Origin of the sequence: Pseudomonas sp. CP4 (genome assembly GCF_047758505.1) — a bacterium.
GTDB lineage: Bacteria > Pseudomonadota > Gammaproteobacteria > Pseudomonadales > Pseudomonadaceae > Aquipseudomonas > Aquipseudomonas fluorescens_AO.
In genome coordinates, this window is the sequence record NZ_CP180489.1 from 2,488,591 (window position 1) to 2,512,719 (window position 24,129).

22 protein-coding genes are annotated in these 24,129 nt (G+C 61.6%); 15 read left to right on the forward strand and 7 right to left on the reverse strand.

The window, feature by feature from the left end; translation table 11 throughout:
* Positions 1-16: 16 nt before the first annotated feature.
* The 7 genes from ACMYUN_RS11150 (at position 17) to ACMYUN_RS11180 (ending at position 8,024) form a co-directional block, all read left to right on the forward strand.
* Positions 17-667: a TetR/AcrR family transcriptional regulator gene (locus tag ACMYUN_RS11150; protein WP_024011475.1), complete on the forward strand. Its 651-nt coding sequence runs from the start codon at positions 17-19 to the stop codon at positions 665-667.
* 7 nt (positions 668-674) lie between these two features.
* Positions 675-1,256, forward strand: coding sequence for an IMPACT family protein (locus ACMYUN_RS11155; RefSeq protein WP_415763712.1), 582 nt, complete (start codon positions 675-677; stop codon positions 1,254-1,256).
* A gap of 598 nt (positions 1,257-1,854) precedes the next feature.
* On the forward strand, positions 1,855-3,402 hold the full coding sequence (locus ACMYUN_RS11160) for an ABC transporter ATP-binding protein (RefSeq protein ID WP_415763713.1): 1,548 nt from the start codon (positions 1,855-1,857) through the stop codon (positions 3,400-3,402).
* Positions 3,403-3,414: 12 nt separating this feature from the next.
* Positions 3,415-4,521: an ABC transporter permease gene (locus ACMYUN_RS11165; RefSeq protein ID WP_415763714.1), complete on the forward strand. Its 1,107-nt coding sequence runs from the start codon at positions 3,415-3,417 to the stop codon at positions 4,519-4,521.
* Positions 4,521-5,447: an ABC transporter permease gene (locus ACMYUN_RS11170; RefSeq protein WP_039764088.1), complete on the forward strand. Its 927-nt coding sequence runs from the start codon at positions 4,521-4,523 to the stop codon at positions 5,445-5,447. Before ACMYUN_RS11165 ends, ACMYUN_RS11170 begins: the two co-directional genes overlap by 1 nt.
* Positions 5,448-5,722: 275 nt before the next feature.
* Positions 5,723-6,409 carry an SDR family oxidoreductase gene (locus ACMYUN_RS11175; protein WP_039764086.1) on the forward strand — a complete coding sequence of 229 codons (687 nt, stop codon included), beginning with the start codon at positions 5,723-5,725 and terminating at the stop codon, positions 6,407-6,409.
* Positions 6,410-6,665: 256 nt separating this feature from the next.
* Complete coding sequence (locus ACMYUN_RS11180; RefSeq protein WP_415763715.1) at positions 6,666-8,024, forward strand: 8-oxoguanine deaminase; 1,359 nt, start codon at positions 6,666-6,668, stop codon at positions 8,022-8,024.
* Positions 8,025-8,140: 116 nt separating this feature from the next.
* Here ACMYUN_RS11180 and ACMYUN_RS11185 read toward each other — a convergent pair whose 3' ends face one another.
* Positions 8,141-9,232, reverse strand: coding sequence for a calcium:proton antiporter (locus tag ACMYUN_RS11185; RefSeq protein ID WP_041479650.1), 1,092 nt, complete (start codon positions 9,230-9,232; stop codon positions 8,141-8,143).
* 288 nt (positions 9,233-9,520) lie between these two features.
* Between ACMYUN_RS11185 and ACMYUN_RS11190 the strand changes: the two genes are divergently transcribed.
* The 3 genes from ACMYUN_RS11190 to ACMYUN_RS11200 all read left to right on the forward strand — a co-directional run bounded on the left by ACMYUN_RS11190 (position 9,521) and on the right by ACMYUN_RS11200 (position 12,739).
* Entirely contained in the window at positions 9,521-10,594 is a 1,074-nt protein-coding gene (locus ACMYUN_RS11190) for a BMP family ABC transporter substrate-binding protein (protein WP_415763717.1), read from the forward strand.
* A 145-nt stretch (positions 10,595-10,739) separates the two neighbouring features.
* Positions 10,740-11,705, forward strand: coding sequence for a 2-oxoglutarate and iron-dependent oxygenase domain-containing protein (locus ACMYUN_RS11195; protein WP_415763718.1), 966 nt, complete (start codon positions 10,740-10,742; stop codon positions 11,703-11,705).
* 80 nt (positions 11,706-11,785) lie between these two features.
* Entirely contained in the window at positions 11,786-12,739 is a 954-nt protein-coding gene (locus ACMYUN_RS11200; RefSeq protein ID WP_024011466.1) for an adenosine deaminase, read from the forward strand.
* A gap of 126 nt (positions 12,740-12,865) precedes the next feature.
* Here ACMYUN_RS11200 and ACMYUN_RS11205 read toward each other — a convergent pair whose 3' ends face one another.
* From ACMYUN_RS11205 to ACMYUN_RS11215, 3 genes are all read right to left on the reverse strand, one after another.
* The gene (locus ACMYUN_RS11205) at positions 12,866-14,248 is read right to left on the reverse strand and encodes an MFS transporter (RefSeq protein ID WP_415763719.1); all 1,383 of its coding nucleotides are present in this window, start codon (positions 14,246-14,248) and stop codon (positions 12,866-12,868) included.
* A gap of 126 nt (positions 14,249-14,374) precedes the next feature.
* Positions 14,375-15,109, reverse strand: coding sequence for an ArsR/SmtB family transcription factor (locus ACMYUN_RS11210; protein WP_415763720.1), 735 nt, complete (start codon positions 15,107-15,109; stop codon positions 14,375-14,377).
* A gap of 316 nt (positions 15,110-15,425) precedes the next feature.
* Positions 15,426-16,355 carry a LysR family transcriptional regulator gene (locus ACMYUN_RS11215; RefSeq protein WP_415763721.1) on the reverse strand — a complete coding sequence of 310 codons (930 nt, stop codon included), beginning with the start codon at positions 16,353-16,355 and terminating at the stop codon, positions 15,426-15,428.
* 135 nt (positions 16,356-16,490) lie between these two features.
* Between ACMYUN_RS11215 and ACMYUN_RS11220 the strand changes: the two genes are divergently transcribed.
* Both ACMYUN_RS11220 and ACMYUN_RS11225 read left to right on the forward strand, forming a co-directional pair.
* Positions 16,491-17,504, forward strand: a complete 1,014-nt coding sequence (locus ACMYUN_RS11220) for a zinc-binding alcohol dehydrogenase family protein (protein WP_039764073.1) — start codon at positions 16,491-16,493, stop codon at positions 17,502-17,504.
* Between the two features lie 151 nt (positions 17,505-17,655).
* A complete protein-coding gene (locus ACMYUN_RS11225; protein ID WP_016771823.1) occupies positions 17,656-17,829 on the forward strand; it encodes a hypothetical protein in 174 nt (57 codons plus the stop codon).
* A 17-nt stretch (positions 17,830-17,846) separates the two neighbouring features.
* On the opposite strand, the gene ACMYUN_RS11230 is transcribed toward ACMYUN_RS11225, so the two are convergent.
* Both ACMYUN_RS11230 and ACMYUN_RS11235 read right to left on the reverse strand, forming a co-directional pair.
* Positions 17,847-19,049 (reverse strand): multidrug effflux MFS transporter, encoded by a 1,203-nt coding sequence (locus ACMYUN_RS11230; RefSeq protein WP_415763722.1) that lies wholly within the window; start codon positions 19,047-19,049, stop codon positions 17,847-17,849.
* An 87-nt stretch (positions 19,050-19,136) separates the two neighbouring features.
* Positions 19,137-19,334 (reverse strand): cation transporter, encoded by a 198-nt coding sequence (locus ACMYUN_RS11235; protein ID WP_133337001.1) that lies wholly within the window; start codon positions 19,332-19,334, stop codon positions 19,137-19,139.
* 148 nt (positions 19,335-19,482) lie between these two features.
* Between ACMYUN_RS11235 and ACMYUN_RS11240 the strand changes: the two genes are divergently transcribed.
* From ACMYUN_RS11240 to cueR, 3 genes are all read left to right on the forward strand, one after another.
* Positions 19,483-19,866: a hypothetical protein gene (locus ACMYUN_RS11240; RefSeq protein WP_415763723.1), complete on the forward strand. Its 384-nt coding sequence runs from the start codon at positions 19,483-19,485 to the stop codon at positions 19,864-19,866.
* A 242-nt stretch (positions 19,867-20,108) separates the two neighbouring features.
* Entirely contained in the window at positions 20,109-22,502 is a 2,394-nt protein-coding gene (cueA, locus tag ACMYUN_RS11245; RefSeq protein WP_415763724.1) for a copper resistance metal-translocating P1-type ATPase CueA, read from the forward strand.
* On the forward strand, positions 22,499-22,912 hold the full coding sequence (gene cueR / locus ACMYUN_RS11250) for a Cu(I)-responsive transcriptional regulator (RefSeq protein WP_122748096.1): 414 nt from the start codon (positions 22,499-22,501) through the stop codon (positions 22,910-22,912). The genes cueA and cueR overlap by 4 nt, the downstream gene beginning before the upstream one ends.
* Here the strand turns inward: cueR and ACMYUN_RS11255 are convergent.
* Positions 22,866-24,074 (reverse strand): MFS transporter, encoded by a 1,209-nt coding sequence (locus tag ACMYUN_RS11255; RefSeq protein ID WP_415763725.1) that lies wholly within the window; start codon positions 24,072-24,074, stop codon positions 22,866-22,868. The two genes, cueR and ACMYUN_RS11255, sit on opposite strands and share 47 nt — an antisense overlap.
* Positions 24,075-24,129 lie beyond the last annotated feature (55 nt).

Sequence of the window (24,129 nt, forward strand, 5' to 3'; positions counted from 1 at the left end):
AATCCCGGAAGTGCCTATGACCTTTGAAGTCCCAGCCCACGGCGGCAAACCCGCCAGCCGCATTCGTCAGAAGAACGAAGAGACCATTCTCAAAGCCGCCGAAGACGAGTTCGCCCGTCACGGGTTCAAAGGCACCAGCATGAACACCATCGCGCAGAATGCCGGGCTGCCCAAGGCCAATCTGCATTACTACTTCACCAACAAGCTCGGTTTGTATGTGGCGGTGCTGAGCAACATCATCGAGTTGTGGGACAGCACCTTCAACACCCTCACTGCCGAGGATGACCCGGCCGAAGCGCTGACCCGCTACATCCGCGCGAAGATGGAATTCTCCCGGCGCCAGCCACAGGCCTCGCGGATCTTCGCCATGGAAGTGATCAGCGGCGGCGAATGCCTGAGCGAATATTTCAATCAGGACTACCGCGCCTGGTTCACCGGGCGCGCGGCGGTGTTTCAGGCGTGGATCGATGCAGGCAAAATGGACCCGGTCGATCCGGTGCATCTGATTTTCCTGCTGTGGGGCAGCACCCAGCATTATGCCGACTTCGCCACGCAGATATGCCGCGTCACCGGGCGCAGCAAGTTGACCAAGCAGGACATGGAAGACGCCGGCAACAACCTGATCCGCATCATTCTCAAAGGCTGCGGCCTCACTCCTTCTCTATAAGACGTTTATGCCTTTCACCCTCAGCGGTTTTTGCGAGTACCGCGAAGAGATTCGCAAAAGCCGCTTTATCACTCTGGCGACACCGATCAGCAGCCCTACCGACGCGCAGGCGTTTTTCGAGCAGCACAGCGACTTGAATGCCACGCACAACTGTTGGGCGTGGAAACTCGGCGCGCAATACCGCAGCACTGACGATGGCGAACCCGGCGGCACCGCCGGACGCCCTATTCTGGCGGCGATCGAGGCGCAGGACTGCGATCAGGTCGCGGTGCTGGTGATCCGCTGGTACGGCGGCATTCAACTGGGCACCGGCGGTTTGGCCCGGGCCTACGGCGGTGGCGCCAACAAGTGCCTGCAAGCGGCGGAAAAAATCGAGCTGATCAGCCGTGTGTCGCTGAGTTGCGCCTGTGGATTTGCCGAGTTGGCGCTGGTGAAGTTGCGCGTGGCCGATCTCGGTGGATTGGTGGTGGAGGAAAACTTCACGGCCAATGGGGTGGAGTTGAAGTTAGCGGTGGGGCAAGCGCAGATCGATATCTTGCAAACGCAACTTGCTGACTTGAGCCGTGGGCGGATTTTGTTGCAGCGATAAATTCAAGATCAAAAGATCGCAGCCTTCGGCAGCTCCTACAGTTGAAATGCGTTCCCCTGTAGTAGCTGCCGAAGGCTGCGATCTTTTAGGGCATCCCCGAGTTGGCAAGTTGCCCACACCTGTTGTGCACCCGCTTGTGGATAACCTGAGCACACACCGCTGTAACCCTTCTGTCATGCGGCTTTGCGCGATTTGTTCACTTTTCGTTCAATTGATCCGACGAAACGGGAATTCAGCCTAAAAACAAACAGTTAACTGCGTTTATCACCATTAGAACAAAGCAATGCAGTGCTTATGCCCAGGTCCCAGGCTTGCGCACAATTACTGTGGAGCAACCTGTGGATAAGCCGTTCATGACCACCGCTGTCGCTGGATCTGTCTAGGCCGCAAGCGTTTGCTCACTTTTTAACCAACTACTCGCGGGCAAAACTGGAGCCTGATCAACGGCTTTGCGCTGAAATGGTGCTCGACCACGAACCAGGTCGAGCGCCGATGCGCTGCAATCGGCGTTTGCCAACGGGTTGCGCAAGCGTTCCTGACTCAATGGCCAGGAAATTGCTTTATCCACAGGCACAATTCCAAGTCAGTCGAGCCTGTCATGTCCATCGCCCCTTCCCCGCCGCGCCTGCAACTGCGCCAGATCAGCAAACGCTACCCCGGTTGTCTGGCCAACGACGCCATCGACCTGAGCATCGCGCCGGGTGAGATCCATGCCCTGCTCGGTGAAAACGGCGCGGGCAAAAGTACGTTGATGAAGATCATTTACGGGGTCACCCAGTGCGACAGCGGTGAAATGCTCTGGGAGGGGCAGCGCGTGCAAATGCGCAATCCGGCGCAGGCGCGGCAGTTGGGCATTGGCATGGTGTTCCAGCATTTCTCGCTGTTCGAAACCCTCAGCGTGGCGCAGAACATTGCCCTGGCGATGGGCGCGGCGGCCGGCACGCCGAAGCAACTGGAGCCGAAGATTCGCGAAGTATCGCGGCGTTACGGCATGGCGCTGGAGCCGGAGCGACGTGTCCACAGCCTGTCGATCGGCGAGCGCCAGCGGGTGGAAATCATCCGTTGCCTGATGCAGGACATCCGCCTGCTGATTCTCGATGAGCCGACCTCAGTACTGACGCCGCAAGAGGCGGACGAATTGTTCATCACCCTGCGGCGCCTTGCCGACGAGGGCTGCAGCATTCTGTTTATCAGCCACAAGCTCGGTGAAGTGCGCGCCTTGTGCCACAGCGCCACGGTGCTGCGCGGCGGTCGGGTAGCCGGGCATTGCCTGCCGGCGCAATGTACGGATCAGCAACTGGCACAACTGATGGTCGGCGAAGCGGCGGCTTTGATTGGCGAGTATCCGAAGGTCAGCGGTGGCGCGGCATTTTTGCAGGTGCAGGGTTTGAGCTGGCACAACCCGGATCCGTTTGGTTGCTCGCTGACAGACATCGACCTGCAAGTGCGCAGCGGTGAAATCGTCGGCATCGCCGGGGTCGCGGGCAATGGTCAGGATGAATTGCTCGCCCTGCTCAGCGGCGAGCAGCCCTTGCCTCGTGCGCAAGCGGCGACCCTGCGCTTCGCAGATAGAAACGTCGCTGACCTGCGCCCGGATGCGCGGCGCAAACTCGGTCTGGCCTTCGTGCCGGCCGAACGCCTCGGCCACGGCGCGGTGCCGGAGTTGAGCCTGGCCGATAACGCCCTGCTCAGTGCTTTCCAGCAAGGACTGGTGAGCCACGGGTTGATCCAACGCGGCAAAGTCCAAGCCCTCGCGCAGCAGATCATCCAGCGTTTCGGCGTGAAAACCCCGGACACGCAAACGGCTGCGCGCAGCCTGTCCGGCGGCAACTTGCAGAAATTCATCCTCGGCCGGGAAATTCTTCAGCAACCGCAACTGCTGATCGCCGCGCACCCGACCTGGGGCGTCGACGTCGGCGCCGCCGCGACCATTCACCGTGCGCTGATTGCCCTGCGCGATGCCGGCGCGGCAATTCTGGTGATTTCCGAAGACCTCGATGAGCTGTTCCAGATCAGCGATCGCCTCGGCGCGCTGTGCGGCGGGCGTCTGTCGGCGCTGCAAGACACCGGCGCTACACAACTGAGCGATGTCGGCGCGTGGATGGCCGGCCAGTTCGATCATTCACCTCTCGCCGCTTCGGTTTAACGGAGTTTCAACATGCTGCTTTCTCTCGAACCCCGTGGCCAGCAATCGCGTCTGATGCTGTGGTGCTCGCCGTTATTGGCGGCGGCGCTGACCCTCGGCTGCGGCTCGCTGTTGTTCATCGCGCTCGGCCACGACCCGCTGCAAACCTTGCACACACTGCTGATCGCACCGGTCAGCGATTTGTATGGCGTGTCTGAATTGCTGGTCAAGGCGCTGCCAATTTTGCTCTGTGCACTGGGCTTGGCCGTGGCCTACCAGGCGCGGATCTGGAACATCGGCGCCGAAGGCCAGTTGCTCCTCGGCGCCTTGGCCGGCAGTGCTTTGGCAGTGAACATTATCGACATGCAAAGTCGCTGGGCGCTGGTGCTGATTCTGCTGACCGGCACGCTGGCGGGCGCCGCATGGGCCGGGCTCACCGCATGGCTGCGCACGCGCTTCAATGCCAATGAAATCCTTACCAGCATCATGCTCAACTACATCGCGCTGAACTTGCTGCTGTTTTGCGTGCACGGGCCGTTGAAGGATCCAGCGGGCTTCAATTTTCCCGAGTCGGCGATGTTCGGCGACGCCAGTCGTTTGCCGCTGCTGCTGGAGGACGGCCGCGTGCACGCCGGGGTGTATTTCGCCCTGCTCGCGCTGGTCGCGGTGTGGGTGCTGTTGCAGAAAAGCTTTATCGGCTTCCAGATCAAAGTACTCGGGCTGGACAAGCGTGCGGCAGGTTTTGTCGGCTTTCGCGAGAAGCGCCTGATCTGGCTGGCGCTGTTGATCAGCGGTGGTCTGGCCGGGCTCGCCGGGGTCTGCGAAGTGACCGGGCCGATCGGCCAATTGGTGCCGCAGGTGTCACCGGGCTATGGCTACGCGGCAATCACCGTGGCGTTTCTCGGACGGCTGAATCCGCTTGGCATTTTGTTCTCCAGTCTGCTCATGGCGCTGCTGTACATCGGCGGCGAGAGCGCGCAGATGTCGCTCAATCTGCCGCAAGCGATCACCCAATTGTTCCAGGGCATGATGCTGTTTTTCCTGCTCGCCTGTGACGTGCTGATTCTCTATCGGCCACGTCTGAAACTGCGCTGGACCCGGCGCGCCTCGACCCCTGCCGTAAACGCCGGAGCGCTGTGATGGATATCGATCTGTTGAGCAATATTTTCTATGCCATGGTTCGCTGCGGCACGCCGCTGTTGCTGGTGGCATTGGGTGAGTTGATCTGCGAGAAAAGCGGCGTCCTCAACCTCGGCCAGGAAGGCATGATGCTGTTCGGTGCGGTGATCGGTTTTATCGTCGCGCTGAACAGCGGCAACCTGTGGCTGGGTGTGCTGCTGGCGATGTTGGCCGGGATGTTGTTGTCGTCACTGTTTGCCCTGGTCGCACTGGTGTTCAACGCCAATCAGGTCGCCACCGGTTTGGCCCTGACGATCTTCGGCGTGGGCCTGTCGACATTTGTCGGCGCGGCCTGGGTGGGTAAGCCGCTGGCGGGTTTCGAGCCTCTGGCGATTCCGTATCTGAGTGAGATCCCGCTGATCGGGCGGATGCTGTTTGCCCAGGATCTGCTGGTGTATCTGTCGTTCGCGCTGTTTGCGCTGGTGGCGTGGGTGATCATCAAAAGTCGTGTCGGCCTGATCATCCAAGCGGTCGGTGAAAACCCGGATGCGGCCAGCGCCATGGGCTTGCCAGTGCTGACCGTGCGCACCCTGGCGGTGCTGTTTGGCGGAGCGATGGCCGGGTTGGCCGGGGCGTATCTGTCGCTGGCCTACACGCCGATGTGGGCGGAAAACATGACCGCTGGCCGCGGCTGGATCGCCCTGGCGCTGGTGGTGTTCGCCAGTTGGCGGGTGTGGCGGTTGTTGCTTGGGGCGTACCTGTTCGGCCTCGCCAGCATCCTGCACTTGGTGGCACAGGGATTGGGACTGGCGATTCCTTCGAGCCTGCTGGCGATGCTGCCGTATGTCGCGACGATCCTGGTGCTGGTGATGCTGTCCCGCGATGCCGTGCGCACTCGGTTGTATGCGCCGGTTTCGTTGGGGCAGCCGTGGCAATCGGGACACTGATCGTTGTCAGAGCGGGCCTCTTCGCGAGCAGGCTCGCTCCCACAGGGGATCTGAGTGAACGCGGGCAAATGTGGGAGCGAGCCTGCTCGCGAAAGCGTCCGCACAGGCAACACTTGAATCACGCCCCACAACTGTTTCTGATCAAACACCCTCGAGAAACTCAAGAAGCCTGGAGTATGCTCCGGGGTCAAAGCCTGTTTCGCCAAGCGCTGCAACTGTGGCGCGGTCAGGCGTGTCCATTGAATCCTGAATGCTGACTTTCAAGGAAACCCATCATGTCTCAGGCAAAAAACGCACTGATCATCGGCGCCTCCCGCGGCTTGGGCCTCGGTCTGGTGAAGACCCTGCTGGGCGATGGCTGGCAAGTGACCGCGACGGTGCGCAATCCGCAGAAGGCCGAGGCGCTGCAAGCGCTGGGTGACGTGCGCATCGAGAAGCTCGATATGGACGATCAGCAAGCAGTGATCGCCCTCAGCCAGAAGCTCAAGGGCGAAACCTTCGACCTGTTGTTCGTCAACGCTGGGGTCAAAGGACCGGACGTGCAGACCCCGGGCGGCGCGACATTGGCCGAGGTCGGGCAGCTGTTTTTCACCAACGCGGTGGCGCCGATCAATCTGGCCCAGCGTTTCGTCGGGCAGATCCGCGACGGCAGCGGCGTGCTGGCGTTCATGAGTTCGGTGCTCGGCAGCGTGACCATGCCCGACGCGCCGGAGCTGGCGTTGTACAAGGCGAGCAAAGCGGCGCTGAATTCGATGACCAACAGTTTTGTCACGCAACTGGGTGAACAGAAACTCACCGTACTGTCCTTGCACCCGGGCTGGGTGAAGACCGACATGGGCGGCGAAGGTGCTGACCTGGATGTAGAAACCAGCACTCGCGGGCTGATTGATCAGGTCAATGCGTTCACCGGCAAGGGCGGGCATCACTTCGTCAATTACAAAGGGGAAACGATTGCCTGGTAAGCACTGAAAATCCCGATGTGGGAGCGAGCCTGCGCGCGAATACGATCTGTCAGTTAAATCTGTATCGACTGACATGACGCCTTCGCGAGCAGGCTCGCTCCCACAGGGAGTGATGGCGAATGGTCGGGTGGCGCTTGCCCGGCGCTGCGATTTGTTTGAAACTGCGCGCCTCGTCCTTCGCGGCGACCCTGGATCAGCAGACAGGGCAACACTGAGCTGGCAACCCTGAACCCAACTTTCAGAGGAGCCGGCCACAATGCCTGCGACCCGTACCTGGTTAAAAAACCCCCTCGCCATTTTCACCTCCAACGAGCTTGATGCCCGTGGCGGCCTTGTCGTGCAAGACGGTGTGATCGTCGAAGTGCTCGCTGCCGGTCAGCAGCCGTCGTCGCCGTGCAATGCAGTGTTCGATGCCCGCGAGCACGTGATCCTGCCGGGCCTGATCAACACCCACCATCACTTCTATCAAACCCTGACCCGCGCCTGGGCGCCGGTGGTCAATCAGCCGCTGTTTCCGTGGCTGAAAACCCTGTACCCGGTATGGGCACGGCTGACCCCGGAAAAACTCGCCCTCGCGACCAAAGTGGCGCTGGCCGAATTGCTGCTCTCGGGTTGCACTACGGCTGCCGACCATCACTATCTGTTCCCGGACGGTCTGGAAAACGCCATCGACGTGCAGGTCGAAACGGTGCGTGAACTGGGCATGCGCGCCATGCTTACGCGCGGCTCGATGAGCCTCGGCGAGAAGGACGGCGGCCTGCCTCCGCAACAAACGGTGCAAGAAGGTCAGGTGATTCTCGATGACAGCCAGCGGCTGATTCACGAGTACCACGAGCGTGGCGACGGCGCGCAGATCCAGATCGCTCTGGCGCCATGTTCGCCGTTTTCGGTGACTCCGGAAATAATGTCCGCCAGCGCTGATCTGGCGAACAAGCTCGATGTGCGTCTGCACACCCACCTCGCTGAAACCCTTGATGAAGAAGACTTCTGCCTGCAACGTTTCGGTCTGCGCACCGTCGATTATCTGGACAGCGTCGGCTGGCTCGGCCCGCGAACCTGGCTGGCGCACGGCATCCATTTCAACCCCGACGAAATCGCCCGCCTCGGCCAGGCCGGCACCGGCATCTGCCACTGCCCAAGCTCGAACATGCGCCTGGCGTCCGGCATCTGCCCGAGCATCGAGCTGACCGACGCCGGCGCGCTGTTCGGTCTTGGCGTCGACGGTTCGGCGTCCAACGATGCCTCGAACATGATCCTCGAAGCGCGTCAGGCCCTGTACATCCAGCGCCTGCGTTACGGCGCCGAAAAGATCACCCCGGAACGCGTGCTGGGCTGGGCGACCAAGGGTTCGGCGAGCCTGCTCGGTCGCAGCGACATCGGCGAAATCGCCGTGGGCAAGCAGGCGGATCTGGCGTTGTTCAAGCTTGATGAACTGCGCTTCTCCGGCAGCCATGATCCGATTTCGGCATTGCTGCTGTGCGGCGCTGATCGGGCAGATCGGGTGATGATCGGTGGCAAGTGGCGTGTGGTTGATGGGCAGGTCGAGGGGTTGGACCTGAAAGGTCTGATTGCCGATCACAGCCAGGCGGCTCGGCAGTTGATCGCCGGTACCTGATCCCCGCATATGATCGTTCCCACGCTCTGCGTGGGAATGCATCTCGGGACGCAGAGCGTCCCAAAAGCGGACGCAGAGCGTCCATGGCGGCATTCCCACGCGGAGCGTGGGAACGATCACAGTCCTAAGAGGGACAGCATGATGAATGTGGCAAACAGCACAAAGTGCGTCATGCCCTCAATGGCGTTCGTCTCGCCGTCATTGAGGTTGATCGCGCTGACGATCAGGGTGATGAAGATCATCACCGTTTGCACCGGGGTCATCGCCATTTGAAACGGCTGGCCGGTGTACAGCGCCATCGCTTCCATCACCGGCACGGTCAGAATCACCGTCGACAGTGACGCGCCCATCGCAATGTTGACCACCGACTGCATGCGATTGGCCAGTGCCGCACGCAACGCAGTCAGAATCTCCGGCGCTGCAGAAATCGCCGCCACCAGAATCGCCGTGATCACCGGCGGCGCGCCCGTGCCTTCCAGGCCCAGATCGAGGGTCTTGGACATTACCTCGGCGAGTGCGCCGATAATCACCACCCCCGACACCAGAATGCCAACCGACAGCGCCAGGCTGACCGGTTTCGGCTCCTGCTCGACCGGCTCCTTCTTGCGACGTTTGTCCGGGTAGCTGTAGCTGAAAAAGTAACTGTGCGGGCCGACCTGCATGCGCAGGAACAGCGCGTAAAGCACCATCATCGCGCCGATGGTGAACGCCGAATACATCTTCCAGTTGGCCTCGGGAATGAACTCCGGAACCACCATCGACACGCCCATCGCGGTAAGGATCATCACGCTATAGCTGCGCGCCGAATCGTCGTTGTAGGACTGCTCGCCGTGCTTGATCCCGCCCATCAGTGCGGCGAGGCCGAGGATGCCGTTAATGTCGAGCATCACCGCTGAATAAATCGTGTCGCGCACCAGTGTTGCCGAGGCTTCGTTGCTCATCATGATCGCCAGGATCACCACTTCGACCAGCACCGCCGAGAGCGTGAGGATCATCGTGCCGTAGGGATCGCCGACCTTTTCCGCCAGCAGTTCGGCGTGATGAGCGACGCGCATCGAAGCGGCGACGATAAAGGCAATCAGCAGCAGACCGCCGCCCAGCGCGACGATCTGGCCGCTGTGCAGCAGCCAATGTTCCAATGGATAAGCGACGCACGCGGCAAGGACTGCCAGCAGCAGGAAGCTTTCTTGTTTGAGGATCGAGAGCATGACGGGCCTTTTGCCGAAAAGAGCTGATGAAGCTACTGACTGCCGCGCGGCGCTAACGTTTCGTTACATCTTTGCGCACCAAACCATGGCGGCTGATTTCAGGCATGCACATTTATTAGCCATACCGGCCTCTTCGCGAGCAGGCTCGCTCCCACATTGAATTGCGATCCCCCTGTGGGAGCGAGCCTGCTCGCGAAGGCCGCACTGCGGTTGTGGATTATTTATTGTCCTGTTGGTCAGCAATTTGCATTGGCCCTGAGCACACACAACAAAATGGAGTTCGGGTTCATGCCAATACGTCCGCTGCACAAACTGCTGTACGCCGCCATCGGTCTGGGAATCAGCCTGAGCGCCAGCGCTGCCGATCCGCTGAAGGTCGGTTTCGTCTACATCGGCCCGATCGGTGACCACGGCTGGACGTATCAGCACGAAAAGGGGCGCAAGGCCCTGGCGGAAAAACTCGGCACGCAGATCACCACCAACTACGTGGAAAACGTCGCCGAGGGCGCCGACGCCGAGCGGGTGATCCGCAACATGGCCAAGGACAAATACGACCTGATCTTCACCACCTCTTTCGGCTACATGAACCCGACAGTGAAAGTCGCCAAGCAATTTCCCAAAGTAACGTTCGAACACGCCACCGGCTACAAGCAGGACAAGAACCTTGGCACCTACCTGGCACGCACTTACGAGGGCCGTTACGTCAGCGGCTTCCTCGCAGCGAAAATGACCAAGACCAAGAAGATCGGCTACGTCGCCTCGTTCCCGATTCCGGAAGTGATCCGCGACATCAACGCCATCCAGTTGGCCCTGAACAAGTACAACCCTGGCACCGAAATCAAGGTGGTGTGGGTCAACTCCTGGTTCGATCCGGGCAAGGAAGCCGACGCCGCCAATGCGCTGATCGATCAGGGTGTTGATGTAGTGTTCCAGCACACCGACAGCCCGGCGCCGATCCAGGCTGCCGAACGGCGCGGCGTGTATGCCGTGGGCTACGCCTCGGACATGGCTCACTTCGGCCCGAAAGCGGTGCTGACCTCGATCGTCAATGACTGGGCGCCGCACTACATTCAGGCGACGCAGAGCGTGATCGACCACACCTGGAAATCCCAGGATTACTGGGGCGGGTTGAAGGAAGGCACGGTCGAACTACCGATCAGCGATCTGGTGCCAGCGCCGGTGAAAGCCGAGGCCGAGCAGTTGATCGCCGATATCAAGAGCGGCGCGTTGCAGCCGTTTACCGGGCCGATCAAGGATCAGGCCGGTGTAGAAAAAATCCCGGCGGGCGTGAGCGCGACCAATGTGGAACTGGCTTCGATGAATTACTACGTTGAGGGCATGAAGGCCGAGATGCCGAAGTAGTCCCTCGATTCACCACACAAAACCCTGTGGGAGCGAGCCTGCTCGCGAAAGCGGTGTGTCATTAAACAAAAATGTTGTCTGACACTCCCTCTTCGCGAGCAGGCTCACTCCCACATTGGAAACACAGCGTATTCAAGGATTGTGTATGGATCAGCTTCCGATCATTGATATCAGCCCGCTCTATGGCGACGACAAAAACGCCTGGCCTGCGGTGGCCGAACAAATCGACCAAGCCTGTCGCGAGTGGGGCTTTTTCTACATCAAGGGCCATCCGATCTCGGCGCAGCGCATCGACGCCCTGCTCGATCACGCCCAGCGTTTCTTCGCCCTGCCCGCTGCGGAAAAGCTCAAGATCGACATTACCCAGACCCGCCATCATCGCGGCTACGGCGCGATTGCCACAGAGCAACTGGACCCGGACAAACCCAGTGACCTCAAAGAAACCTTCGACATGGGCCTGCACCTGCCGAACGAACATCCCGAGGTGCTCGCGGAAAAACCCTTGCGCGGCCCCAATCGGCATCCGGCGCAGCCCGGCTGGGAAACGCTGATGGAGCAGCATTACCTCGACATGCAGGCACTGGCGCAAACCCTGCTGCGAGCGATGACCATTGCGCTGGGCATCGAGCGCGACTTCTTCGATACGCGCTTCGTCGAGCCGGTCAGCGTGCTGCGCATGATCCATTACCCGCCGCGCCACACCGCCAGCTCCGCCGAGCAACAAGGTGCCGGCGCCCATACCGATTACGGCTGCATCACCCTGCTCTATCAGGACAGCGCCGGTGGTTTGCAGGTGAAGAACGTCAAAGGTGAATGGATTGACGCCCCACCGATTGATGGCACGTTCGTGGTCAACCTCGGCGACATGATGGCGCGCTGGAGCAACGACCGTTATCGCTCGACCCCGCACCGGGTGATCAGCCCGCTAGGCGTGGATCGCTATTCGATGCCGTTTTTCGCCGAACCGCACCCGGACACGCGCATCGAATGCCTGCCCGGTTGTCAGGACGCACAGCACCCGGCGAAATATCCGACCACCACCTGCGCGCAATTCCTGCTGTCGCGCTTCGCCGATACCTACGCCTATCGCCGCGAGCAAGAGGCGGTTTGATCGATCACCTGGTCAGGTTTTGCCAATTGTTGCAGCCAGCCTCTGTAGAATGCCGGCATTGCACCTGATGAGAAAAGACTATGTACGACTGGCTCAACGCCCTGCCCAAAGCCGAACTGCACCTGCATCTGGAAGGTTCGCTGGAGCCTGAACTGCTGTTCGCCCTGGCTGAGCGCAACAAGATCGCCCTGCCGTGGAGCGACGTCGAAACCCTGCGCAAGGCGTACGCCTTCAACAATCTGCAGGAATTTCTCGACCTGTATTACCAGGGCGCCGATGTGTTGCGCACCTCGCAGGACTTCTATGACCTGACCTGGGCCTACCTGCTGCGCTGCAAGGCACAGAACGTGATTCACACCGAACCGTTCTTCGATCCGCAGACCCACACCGACCGGGGCATCCCGTTCGAAGTGGTGCTCAACGGCATCGCCGCCGCGCTCAAGGATGGCGAGACGCAACTGGGCATCAGCAGCGGTTTGATCCTCAGCTTCCTGCGCCACCTCAGCGAAGACGAAGCGCAGAAAACCCTCGATCAGGCGCTGCCGTTTCGTGATGCGTTTGTCGCGGTCGGGCTCGACAGTTCCGAGATGGGCCACCCACCGAGCAAATTCAAACGCGTCTTCGATCGTGCCCGCGACGAAGGCTTCCTCACCGTCGCTCACGCCGGTGAAGAAGGCCCGCCGGAGTACATCTGGGAAGCCATCGACCTGCTGAAAATCCAGCGCATCGACCATGGCGTGCGCGCCATCGAAGACGAGCGCCTGATGCAGCGGATCATCGACGAGCAGATCCCGCTGACCGTGTGCCCGCTGTCCAACACCAAGCTCTGCGTGTTCGATCACATGTCGCAGCACAACATCCTCGACATGCTCGAGCGCGGCGTGAAGGTCACGGTGAACTCCGATGACCCGGCGTATTTCGGCGGGTACGTGACCGAGAACTTCCATGCGCTGCACGAGCATCTGGGCATGACCCAGGATCAGGCCAAACGCCTGGCGCAGAACAGCCTGGATGCGCGGTTGGTAAAACCGTAAGCAACTGCAAAATCACATCAATACCTGTGGGAGCGGGCTTGCCCGCGATAGCGGATTGTCAGTCAACATAGATGTTGAATTTGCTGGCCCCATCGCGGGCAAGCCCGCTCCCACAGGGTACTGCGTTTATTTGAATAGCTGCGCTTCGGTCAGCTCTTCCAGGGTCTTGCCCCGCGTCTCCATCCCGAACAGCCACACCACGCCCGCCGCAATCGCAAAGCACGCCGCGCCCAGCGCGAACACGCCGCCCTGCCCGGTAATCGGGAACACCAGCCCGGTCACCAATGGCCCGAGCAGCGAGCCGACGCGGCCGATCGCCGAGGCGAATCCCGAGCCGGTTGCCCGTGCCGAAGTCGGGTACAGCTCCGGCGTGTAGGTGTAGAGCACCGCCCACATGCCGAACAGAAAGAACTGCATCAACAATCCGGTGCCGATCAGCAGCGCCACGTTGCCGCCGAATACTGCGCTCTGCCCGTAGAGAAACGCCATCACCCCGCCGCCGAGCAGGGTGACGATGCACACCGGTTTGCGTCCCCAACGCTCGACCAGCCACGCCGCCATGAGGAATCCGGGAATCCCGCCGAGCGAGATCAGCACCGTGTAGTACACCGACTGCGTCACGGCGAAACCGGACTGCTGCAGCAATGCGCTGAGCCATGAAGTCAGCCCATAGAAACCCAGCAATGCAAAGAACCACAGACTCCAGATCATCGTCGTGCGCTGGCGATATTGCGGCGACCAGATCTGCTTGAGTGCAGAGAAGAAATTGCCCGGTGGCGTCACCGTGCGCGGCAACCGAACCGGTTCCGGCAACGCCGCACCGCCCAGCGAAGCACGCACCCGCGCTTCGATGCCGTTCAACACCTTGTCCGCGTCGGCGTCGCGCCCGGCCTGTTCCAGCCAGCGCGGTGACTCGGGAATGAAAAAGCGGATCGCCAGGACAAATACCGCCGGCACTGCCAGCACCAGGAAAATATCGCGCCAGCCAATAAGCGGCAGCAGGAAGTACGAGAGCACACCCGCCGCGACAAACCCCAGCGGCCAGAAGCCATCCATCAGGGCGATGTAGCGCCCGCGTCGTTGCGCCGGAATCAGCTCCGACAGCATCGACTGCGCGATGGGAAATTCCATGCCCATGCCGATTCCCAACAGGATGCGAAACAGCGTCAGCGTCTCCACCGTCTGCGCCGTCGAGCACAGGTAACTGGCCAAGCCCCACAGTACGATGCTCCACTGAAACACCGGTTTGCGCCCGAAGCGGTCGGCGAGCATTCCCGACAGCGACGCCCCGAGCACCATGCCGAAAAAGCTCGAACTGGCCAGCAGCCCTGCCTGTGCGCTGCTCAGGCCGAACTCGGCTTTGATCGAGCCGAGCAAGAAAGTCATCATCGCCAGATCCATGGAATCGAAGAAAAACGCCAAGGCGATGATGATGAAAATGACGCGGTGATAACCGCTGAGCGGCAGCCGTTCGAGGCGCTCGGCCGCGCCAAAGCGTTGTGTATTCATGTTGCGCTCCCCATCTGGAAAATCCCCGGATCGAGTGTGCGCGATGGTCATTCAGAGGTCGTACTGGATGCGACCTGTTCACAGCCGTAGGCGACGTCGATCGTCAGCTCACCGCAGGCAGATGCTCTAGAACGCTGTTTCCAGCTCGGTCTCGGCGGCGAAGCGATGGATTTCCCGCTGACCGGTGGCGGTCAGCTGCAAGGCGCGGGAATCGTTGGGCAAAGTCAGCCAGCCGGACTGCATGAACAACTGCAACAGCGCCGCGCCCAGTGAGCCGCCCATGTGCGGGCGGCGCTCGCTCCAGTCCGGGCAGGCGCAGGCGACCTGCACGTTGCGGTGGGCCAGGGCCTGAATGAATACGCCGCGCTGGGCCAGTTGGGTGGAGCCCTTGTGCGTAACCACCACCCGTTGCTCAAGCTGTTCGATCCAGCCGGCATCGAGCAGGCGCTGGTACAGGTCGGCTGCCAGGGTGCCGCCCAGATGATCGTCGCAGAACCGCGCGCGCAACAGCGAAGATGGTGCCGCCTGCGGCCTGACCATCGGCGTGGTGCGTTTCAGCGCAGCGGGAATTTGCCGTGGCGCACTGGCAATGGTGGCGCTGGCCAGTGCCTCGATCGCCGCGCCCACCTCCGGCGCCGCGAGGCGGAAGAAGCGTTTGCGCCCACGCATTTCGACGTTCAACAGACCACCTGCGGACAATCGCCCCAAATGCGCACTGGCCGACGACGGCGAGAGCCCGGCCAGCAGCGCCAGCTCTTCGGCTTGCCGCGCCGAGCCATCCATCAACGCCCACATCATCGCGCTGCGCTTGGGGTCGGCCAGCAATGTCGCGATCTGGCTGATGCACGGTGCATGTTCCATATGTTCACTCCCTGTCGAATCGTATCGTCTACCGCTCGGAGACATCTTGGCCGCTGATCGCTCATCGGCCAACACGCGAAAATCGCCCTGGATCGGGGCAAGACATGCCGCCGACACCAGCTGCTCCGGCACACAACCTTGCGGCAGAAGTTGCAACCGCCACCAAAAGCCGGCAACGCGTTACGGGGTCTGCGCGCCGGGTTTCAGTGCAGGCATGAGGCGGGCGCTAGTATAAGCGGGTTAAGCCAGACGTCCTGCGCCGGGGCCTGCGCAGGTGGCGATTGTTCCTGACAGAAATTTCTCTATTTGCCTGCGACTAATGATCAACTTTGAGAAAAGCGGGAAATTGACTACCCAATTCGGCGCAACGGCTGGCGAGCATCTCCCTCAGAAGGTTCACTGGCTTACTCAATTGTGCGCGATGGGCGCACAACAGATTCAGCGGTGCGCGCTCACACAGCAGTTCCGGCATCAGCACTTTCAGGCGTCCGGCCAGCACATCGGTAGCGACGTCGAGCCATGACTTATAGGCGATCCCCGCGCCAGCCAGGGCCCATAGCCGCACCACGTCGGCGTCATCGCTGAAACGATCGCCGCTGACGGTCAGGCCGACTTCGCGCTTGCCATCGTGAAAATTCCAGTGGTCGTGAACGCGGCTGCCAAGCATGTATAAAAGACAGTTGTGCTGGGCCAGTTGCTCGAGCTGGCGCGGCTCGCCATGCCGGGCCAGATAATCTGGAGAGGCGCACAAAACGCGGCGATTGTGCGGGGCAATGGGCAAGGCGATCAGGCTGGAATCTTCCGGCTCGCCATAGCGCAGGGCGATGTCCACCGGTTGCCGGAAGAGGTCGGCGATGCGATCGCCGAGCAACAGCCGCACGGTCAGTTTCGGATGTTCACGCTGGAACGCATCAAGCCACGGCAGCAGCAGATTGCGCCCGAAATCCGAAGGCGCCGACAGCTGCAGAATCCCGCTGACCTGGTCCTGACCGCTGGCGAGCAAGCGACGCCCTTCGTCGAGATTGCTCAGGGCGGCGCGGGCATACTCAAGGAAGCCTTCGCCTTCGGCGGTCAGGCGCAGGCTGCGGGTCGAACGCGCCAGCAGCCGCGCACCGAGCTGCTGCTCGATGCGCTTGAGTGCCGCGCTGGCCACGGCGGCGGACATGTCCATCACCCGTGCGGCCGCCGACAGGCTGCCCAGATCGGCAGCGCGGACGAACAACTGCAGGTCATCAAAACGCAGCATGCGCAGCCTCGATTATCAAAAAAATATTGAAAGAGACTGCTCTTTTAGCCGGTTTTATCGCGCAGAGAAATAGCCAATGATGACTCCATCGAATTCATCCTGATTTCTTCTTCTATCAACCGCACGGAGCCATCCATGAAAGCCATCGCCTATTACGCCTCTCTGCCGATCAGCGACGCCAAGTCTCTGCAGGACATCGAACTGCCGGAGCCGGTCGCCGGCCCACGCGACCTGTTGGTGGAAGTCAAAGCCATCTCGGTCAATCCGGTCGATACCAAAGTGCGGCAGAACGCGGCACCGGAAAACGGCGCGGCAAAAGTGCTGGGCTGGGATGTTGCCGGTGTGGTCAAGGCGGTCGGCAGCGACGTCACCCTGTTCAAGGCGGGCGACAAAGTGTTCTACGCCGGTTCGATCGCCCGGGCCGGTGGTAACAGCGAGTTGCACGTGGTTGATGAGCGCATTGTCGGCCACATGCCCAAGTCCCTCGGTTTTGCCGAAGCCGCCGCACTGCCGCTGACCGCGATCACCGCTTGGGAATTGCTCTTCGAGCGCCTGCAGATCAGCGAAGGCAGCACCGATCAGGGTCAGAGCCTGCTGATCGTCGGCGCGGCGGGCGGAGTGGGTTCGATCCTCACTCAATTGGCCAATCAATTGACCGGCCTGAAAGTCATCGGCACCGCGTCCCGTGCGCAAACCCGTGACTGGGTCAGCGACCTGGGTGCCGATCTGGTCATCGATCACAGCCAGCCGCTGAGCGAAGAATTGAAACGCGCAGGCATCACCAGCGTGACGCATGTCGCCAGCCTGACCCAGACCGATCAGCATCTTGCGCAACTGGTCGAAGCCCTCGCGCCGCAAGGCAAACTGGCGCTGATCGACGATCCGAAGTCCCTCGATATCAGCCTGCTCAAGCGCAAGAGCCTGTCACTGCACTGGGAGTTCATGTACACCCGCTCGCTGTTCGAAACGCCGGACATGATCGAACAGCACAAGCTGCTCAACCGCGTCGCCGAGCTGATTGACGCCGGCACCTTGAAGACCACCCTGGGCGAGCACTTCGGCGTGATCAATGCCGCCAATCTGCGCCGCGCCCATGAATTGCTGGAAAGCGGCAAGGCCAAGGGGAAAATTGTTTTAGAAGGTTTCTAAACAATAAAGCCTCGCAATCGCTGGTGATGCCAGAGCGGTTGCGGGGCTTTTTGCCGTCAGTCGGTTGCCTGACCCTTGTCACAATTACGCGGGTATCGAGGTCTACAATCGAAGCCTCTGCGATACATCTTTTACGCAAGGGAGGTCAGCAATGAAGATCCTGATAAAAGAAGTGGCAAAGTCCCAATGGCAGGTGCGCCTGGACCAGCATGTCGTGACCTTTCGCAGTGAAGCCGAGGCCCTGGCTTTCACTCGCACCCTCGAAGCGCGACTCTGCGCGCCCCACCGGATCCCCGAACCCAGCCAGCAGCGCGCCGCTGGCTGAGCTCCAAAGTCGAGCGCTCAGACCTGGGCCAGCGCCAGCGCCAGCGCCCGGGCATTCTGCAAGCGCCGGGTGAGCAGCGCGACGCTCACCACCAGCAGACCGCACAGGCTGATTACCATCGCCATCGGCACGGCGCTGCCATCGTGCAACACCCCCACCAACGCGGCGGCACCGGCGGCGATGCTGAATTGCAGACAACCGAGCATCGCCGACGCACTGCCGGCGCGTGCGCCCTGACCGTTCATCGCGCAAGCCGAGGCGTTAGGAATGATGCAGCCGAGGCTGGCGATGCAAATGAACAGCGGAATCAGCAACGGCCACAGCGCATCCGGACGCATTGAGCTGACCGCCAGCAATGTCAGTCCGGCGAGGAAATACACACACACCGCTCGCACCAGCAAAAACGCCGGGCCGCGCTTGGCGAGCAGGCGCGCATTGACCTGCGCCACCAGAATGAAGCCCGCCGCGTTGGTGCCGAACAGCCAGCCGAAATGCTCGGCCGGTACGCCGTAGAGCTTGATGAACACAAACGGTGAACCGGCGATGTAGGCAAACATCCCGGCGATGGCGATGCCGCCGGTCAGGGCATGGCCGAGATAGACCGAGTCCTTTACCAGTCGCGCGTACTGGCGCAATGCACCGGACAACGGCTGGCGCGGGACGTGGGCCGGCATGCTTTCCGGCAGCCCCAATGCCACCGCCAGACCTGCCGCCGCACTGAACCCGGTGAGCACCAGAAAGATCGACTGCCAACCCGTGGTGTTGACCAGCAGACCGCCGAGCATCGGCGCCAGAATCGGCGCCAGGCCCATCACCAGCATCAGTTGCGAAAACACCTTCGCCGAGCCGACCGCGTCGCACTTGTCGGCAACCACCGCACGGGAAATCACCATCCCCGCGCAACCGCCCAATGCCTGGACGAAACGCGCGCCGATCAGCCATTCCAGGCTCGGCGCGTAGGCGCAGGCCAAGGACGCCAGGGTGAACAGGGCAACGCCGCTGAGCAGCGGCAGCCGTCGACCGAAACGATCGGAAATCGGCCCGTACGCCAGTTGGCCCAGCGACAGACCGAGGAAGTACGCCGCCAGCGTCAGCTGGACATGCTGCTCATCGGTGCCGAACGCCAACGCCATGGCCGGGAAGGCAGGTAAATAGAAGTCGATCGCCAAAGGACCGAAGGCGCTCAAGGCGCCGAGTATCAAAATCGTGCGGAAGTTCATCAGGCATCCAGGTGGGCAAGTCGCAGCCCGACAGTCTAGCCGCGCCCGGACGCCTTGAACATTCCGATAGCTCGCTAACGATCAATTTCAGACGAGCTTCACGTCATATCCTTCTTCACGAATCGCCGCGATGACCTGATCTTCATTCAGCGCGCTTTCGACGCCGACTTCCTTTGCAGCCAGATCGACGCGCACGCTGGCCGCCGGATCCAGCGCCTGCACCGCAGTGGTAATGGCTTTGACGCAATGACCGCAGGACATGCCTTGAACGTTGAACACTTGCATGGGAAGACTCCTTTGAGTGAGGTTGCCGGCAGTCTCGAGCTTGCCACGATGGCAAGGTCAAGTTCTGCGCAAAACTGCCGGGCTGGCATTCGGCGCCGCGCTCGGCCAAGCTGCGTGCATCAATGACTGAAATTCAGGAGATTCAGCCATGCGCTGGTCAGCTTTGGGCCTGTTTGGCTTGCTCAGCCTTTTCGCCGCCGTCCCGCAGGTGCAAGCCGCCGGTGAGGACTACGCGGTACTGATCATTTCCCGCGAGCGCCTCGAAGTGGCGACCTCGTGCGAGATCGGCGTGTACATCCAGGACCAGCTCTCGGCGCGCCTGTTCCAGGAGCAGAGCACTTCGTTCAACCTGCCGCCGGGCGAGGTTTCGCTGCGCTTGAAACTGCTGCCGGGCCAGGCACCGGGTTGTAATCCCGGCATGCTGGCGCCGGGTTCGCAGGAAATTAAACTGCAAGCGGGTGAGATACAGAAGTACCGGATAGCGATGACGCAGGAAGGTATGTATCTGAAGCGCGCCGATCTCGGTTATTGAGCAAATTCCTGACCTGTGGGAGCGAGCTTGCTCGCGAATGCGGTGCATCATCGCCGATCGTTCCCACGCTCTGCGTGGGAATGCAGCCATGGACGCTCTGCGTCCCGAAGCGTGACGCGGAGCGTCACAGTAGGCATTCCCACGCGGAGCGTGGGAACGATCAACATCTTGCGGAATGGTGCTTGACCTTGCCCGCATGGCAAGGTTGATCCTGTAGACATCCACTACAGGGAGCGCGACCGATGTCCGAATCCACCACTTTCGATCTGCCGATTGCTGGCATGACCTGCGCCAGTTGCGCCGGGCGTGTCGAGCGGGCCTTGCGCAAGGTCAGCGGCACCAGTGCCGTCAGCGTCAACCTCGCCACCGAACAGGCCCGGGTGCAGGCACCCGGCGACAGCCTGCCGGCGCTGATGCAAGCCGTGGAGCGCGCCGGTTACAGCGTGCCCCGGCAAACCGTCGAATTGAACATCGACGGCATGACTTGCGCGTCCTGCGTCGGTCGCGTCGAACGTGCCCTGAACAAAGTCCCCGGCGTGAGCAGCGTCAGTGTCAATCTGGCCAACGAACGTGCGCACATCGAATTGCTCGGCCAGGTCGATACGCAAACCCTGCTCGACGCGGTGAGAAAGGCCGGTTACGCGGCCAGCGTCTGGCAAGCCGAACGGCCACAATCCGATGACCAGCAACAACGCCTGCAGCGCGAGCGTTGGGCATTGATCTGTGCGATCGCCCTCGCCCTGCCGCTGGTGTTGCCGATGTTGCTGCAACCGTTCGGCATTCACTGGATGCTCCCGGCCTGGGCGCAATTCGCCCTCGCCACCCCCGTGCAATTCATCTTCGGCGCACGCTTTTATGTTGCGGCGTGGAAAGCCGTGCGCGCCGGCGCCGGCAACATGGACCTGCTCGTCGCCCTCGGCACCAGCGCCGGTTATGGCTTGAGTGTCTATGAATGGGCCAGCGCTGCCGGACGCATGCCGCATCTGTATTTCGAGGCCTCGGCGGTGGTCATCGCTTTGGTATTGCTCGGCAAATATCTCGAAAGCCGCGCCAAACGTCAGACCGCCAGCGCCATTCGCGCTCTCGAAGCGTTGCGGCCGGAGCGCGCGATTCAAGTCATCGACGGGCGTGAGCAGGACGTTGCGATCAGCGCCCTGCGCCTCGAAGATCTGGTGCTGGTCAAACCCGGCGAACGCTTCCCGGTGGATGGCGAAGTCGTCGAAGGCCAGAGCCACGCCGACGAAGCGCTGATCAGCGGCGAAAGCCTGCCAGTGCCGAAACAACCGGGCGACAAGGTCACCGGCGGCGCGATCAACGGCGAAGGACGTTTGCTGGTGCGCACCCAGGCGCTCGGCGCGGAAACCGTGCTGGCCCGGATCATTCGTCTGGTCGAAGACGCGCAAGCGGCGAAAGCGCCGATTCAGAAACTGGTGGACAAGGTCAGCCAGATCTTCGTGCCGACCGTGTTGCTGATCGCCCTGGCCACGCTGATCGGCTGGTGGCTGTATGGCGCGCCGCTGGAAACTGCGGTGATCAATGCCGTCGCCGTGCTGGTGATCGCCTGCCCGTGCGCCCTCGGCCTCGCCACCCCGACGGCAATCATGGCCGGCACCGGCGTCGCCGCGCGTCATGGGATTCTGATCAAGGACGCCGAAGCGCTGGAGCGCGCCCATGAAGTCAGCAGTGTGGTGTTCGACAAGACCGGCACGCTGACCTCGGGTTCGCCGCGTATCGCGCACTTCAGCGCGGTCGATGGTGACGAAAATAATCTGCTGACACTGGCCGGAGCCTTGCAGCGCGGCAGCGAGCATCCTTTGGCCAAAGCCGTGCTGGATGCAGCCGCCGAACGCGGCTTGAACGTGCCCGATGTCAGCGACAGCCAGGCGCTGACCGGACGCGGGATTGCCGGCACGCTGGATGGCCGGCGCCTGGCGCTGGGCAATCGGCGGATGCTCGACGAAAGCGCTTTGAGTGCCGGTGAATTGAGCGCATCCGCCGAAGCCTGGGAACGCGAAGGTCGCACACTGTCGTGGCTGATTGAACAAAGTCCTCAGCCGCATGTGCTGGGTCTGTTCGCCTTCGGTGACACGCTGAAACCCGGCGCTCTGCAAGCGGTGCAACAACTCGCCGCGCGGGATATCCACAGCCACCTGCTGACCGGCGACAATCGCGGCAGCGCACGGGCGGTGGCCGAGGCTCTGGGCATCCGCAATGTTCACGCCGAAGTGCTGCCCGCCGACAAAGCCGCGACCGTCGCCGAGCTGAAGAAAACCGGGGTGGTCGCCATGGTCGGCGACGGCATCAACGACGCCCCGGCCCTCGCCGCCGCCGACATCGGCATCGCCATGGGCGGCGGCACCGACGTCGCCATGCACGCCGCCGGCATCACCTTGATGCGCGGCGATCCGCGCCTGGTGCCGGCGGCGCTGGAGATCAGCCGCAAGACCTACGCAAAGATTCGCCAGAACCTGTTCTGGGCCTTTGTCTACAACCTGATCGGCATTCCGCTGGCGGTGTTCGGCTACCTCAATCCGGTGCTGGCCGGTGCGGCGATGGCGCTGTCGAGCGTCAGCGTGGTGAGCAATGCGCTACTGTTGAAAACCTGGAAACCCAAGGACCTGGAGGAACACCGATGAACATCGGCCAAGCGGCCCGGCAGAGTGGCCTGAGTGCAAAAATGATCCGCTATTACGAATCGATCGGCCTGCTCAAAGCGGCCAATCGCACCGAAAGCGGCTACCGCGTGTACGGCAGCGATGACCTGCACACGCTGGCGTTTATCAAGCGCTCGCGGGATCTGGGCTTTTCTCTGGAGGAGGTCGGCAAGCTGCTGACCCTCTGGCAGGATCGCCAGCGTGCCAGCGCTGATGTGAAAGCACTGGCGCGCCAGCACATCGACGAGCTGAACCAGAAGATCCGCGAGCTCGGCGAGTTGCGTGACACCCTGCAGGATCTGGTCGAACATTGCAGCGGCGACCATCGCCCGGACTGCCCGATCCTCAAGGAACTGGCGTCGGGCTGCTGCGCGCAACCCGCTCGCGCCTGATCCGCAACAGCGTCACCACGCCCAAGGTGCCGAGGGGAATGCCGTGGAACAGCATGACCACGGCCCCCGGCGTCCACCACGCATAGAACGGCGCAGCGACCAGCATGCCGATGCCGAAACCGCTCATCTGCAGCAAGGTCAGCACGCTGAAAATCGGCAGGCGCAACGCCGCAGGTTCCCGTTGCAAACGTGACATCAGGCTGACTTCGGAGACTCCATCACCAAGCCCGGCCGGCAATGCAAACAGCAGCAGCCCCGCGAGGCTGTGCTGCTGGAACATCAGAATGAAACCGCAGGACATCAGCGCCACGCCGCAGAAAAATCTTCTTTCGAGGTGGCTGTTCTCCGAGCCCTTGAGGTGACTCGCGATGCGTGCGCCGAGCAGTTTGCCGCTGGCCCATACCGCAAGCGCCAGGCCCAAGGTCGTACTCGCCGCCTCGGGCGTGAGCAGTTTCGAAATGATCGGGAAGCCGACGTTGTGCGCGGCACTGCCCAAGGTGTCGGCCATGGTCACCGCGAGCATGGCCGCGACCACTGGCACCGAACGCAGGCCTTGCCGCAGCGCAAACCATTCACCGCGTTGCGGCTGTTCGCTGATGTCCGCTTTTTTGAAACGCAGCGGCACGATCAGCAGCGCCGCGAGCAAATAGGTCAGCGCGTTAAGGGCGAAGACCGTTTCGAAACCAAAAGCAGCCACCAGCAACCCCGACACCAGACTGCCGCCGACCATCGCCGCAGAAGAAGCTGAAGTGATCCAGGCGTTGGCCTTGAGCAATTGCGCCGGCTCGATCAAGTGCGGCAACTGGCTGTTGAGACCAATGGCGAACATCGAATTGCCCAGGCCAAGGCCGAAGGCAATGAACGCCAACAGCCATGTCTGCTGATTCGCCGGTGTGACCAACAGTAGCCCCAGCAGCGCGGCGCGCAACAGATCGAAAGCAATCAGCGGTGCGCGGCCCTGCCAGCGCCGGTAGAAGCGCGTGCCGATCATGCTGGCGAAAATCCCGCCACCGACACGGCTCGCGAGGAAGATGCCGACGCTCATGGCGCTGTTGCTCAGCAGGTAGACGTATGTGGCGAGCGCGACCATGTTGAGGAAGGCGCCGAAATCCGAGATCAACCGGGCGATCACGATCAGGTGGGTGTTGCGTGGGGTGGTCACATTCAGTCCTTGAGTGTGCGAAGGCAAGCCAGATTCCCATACAACTTTCAGCAAC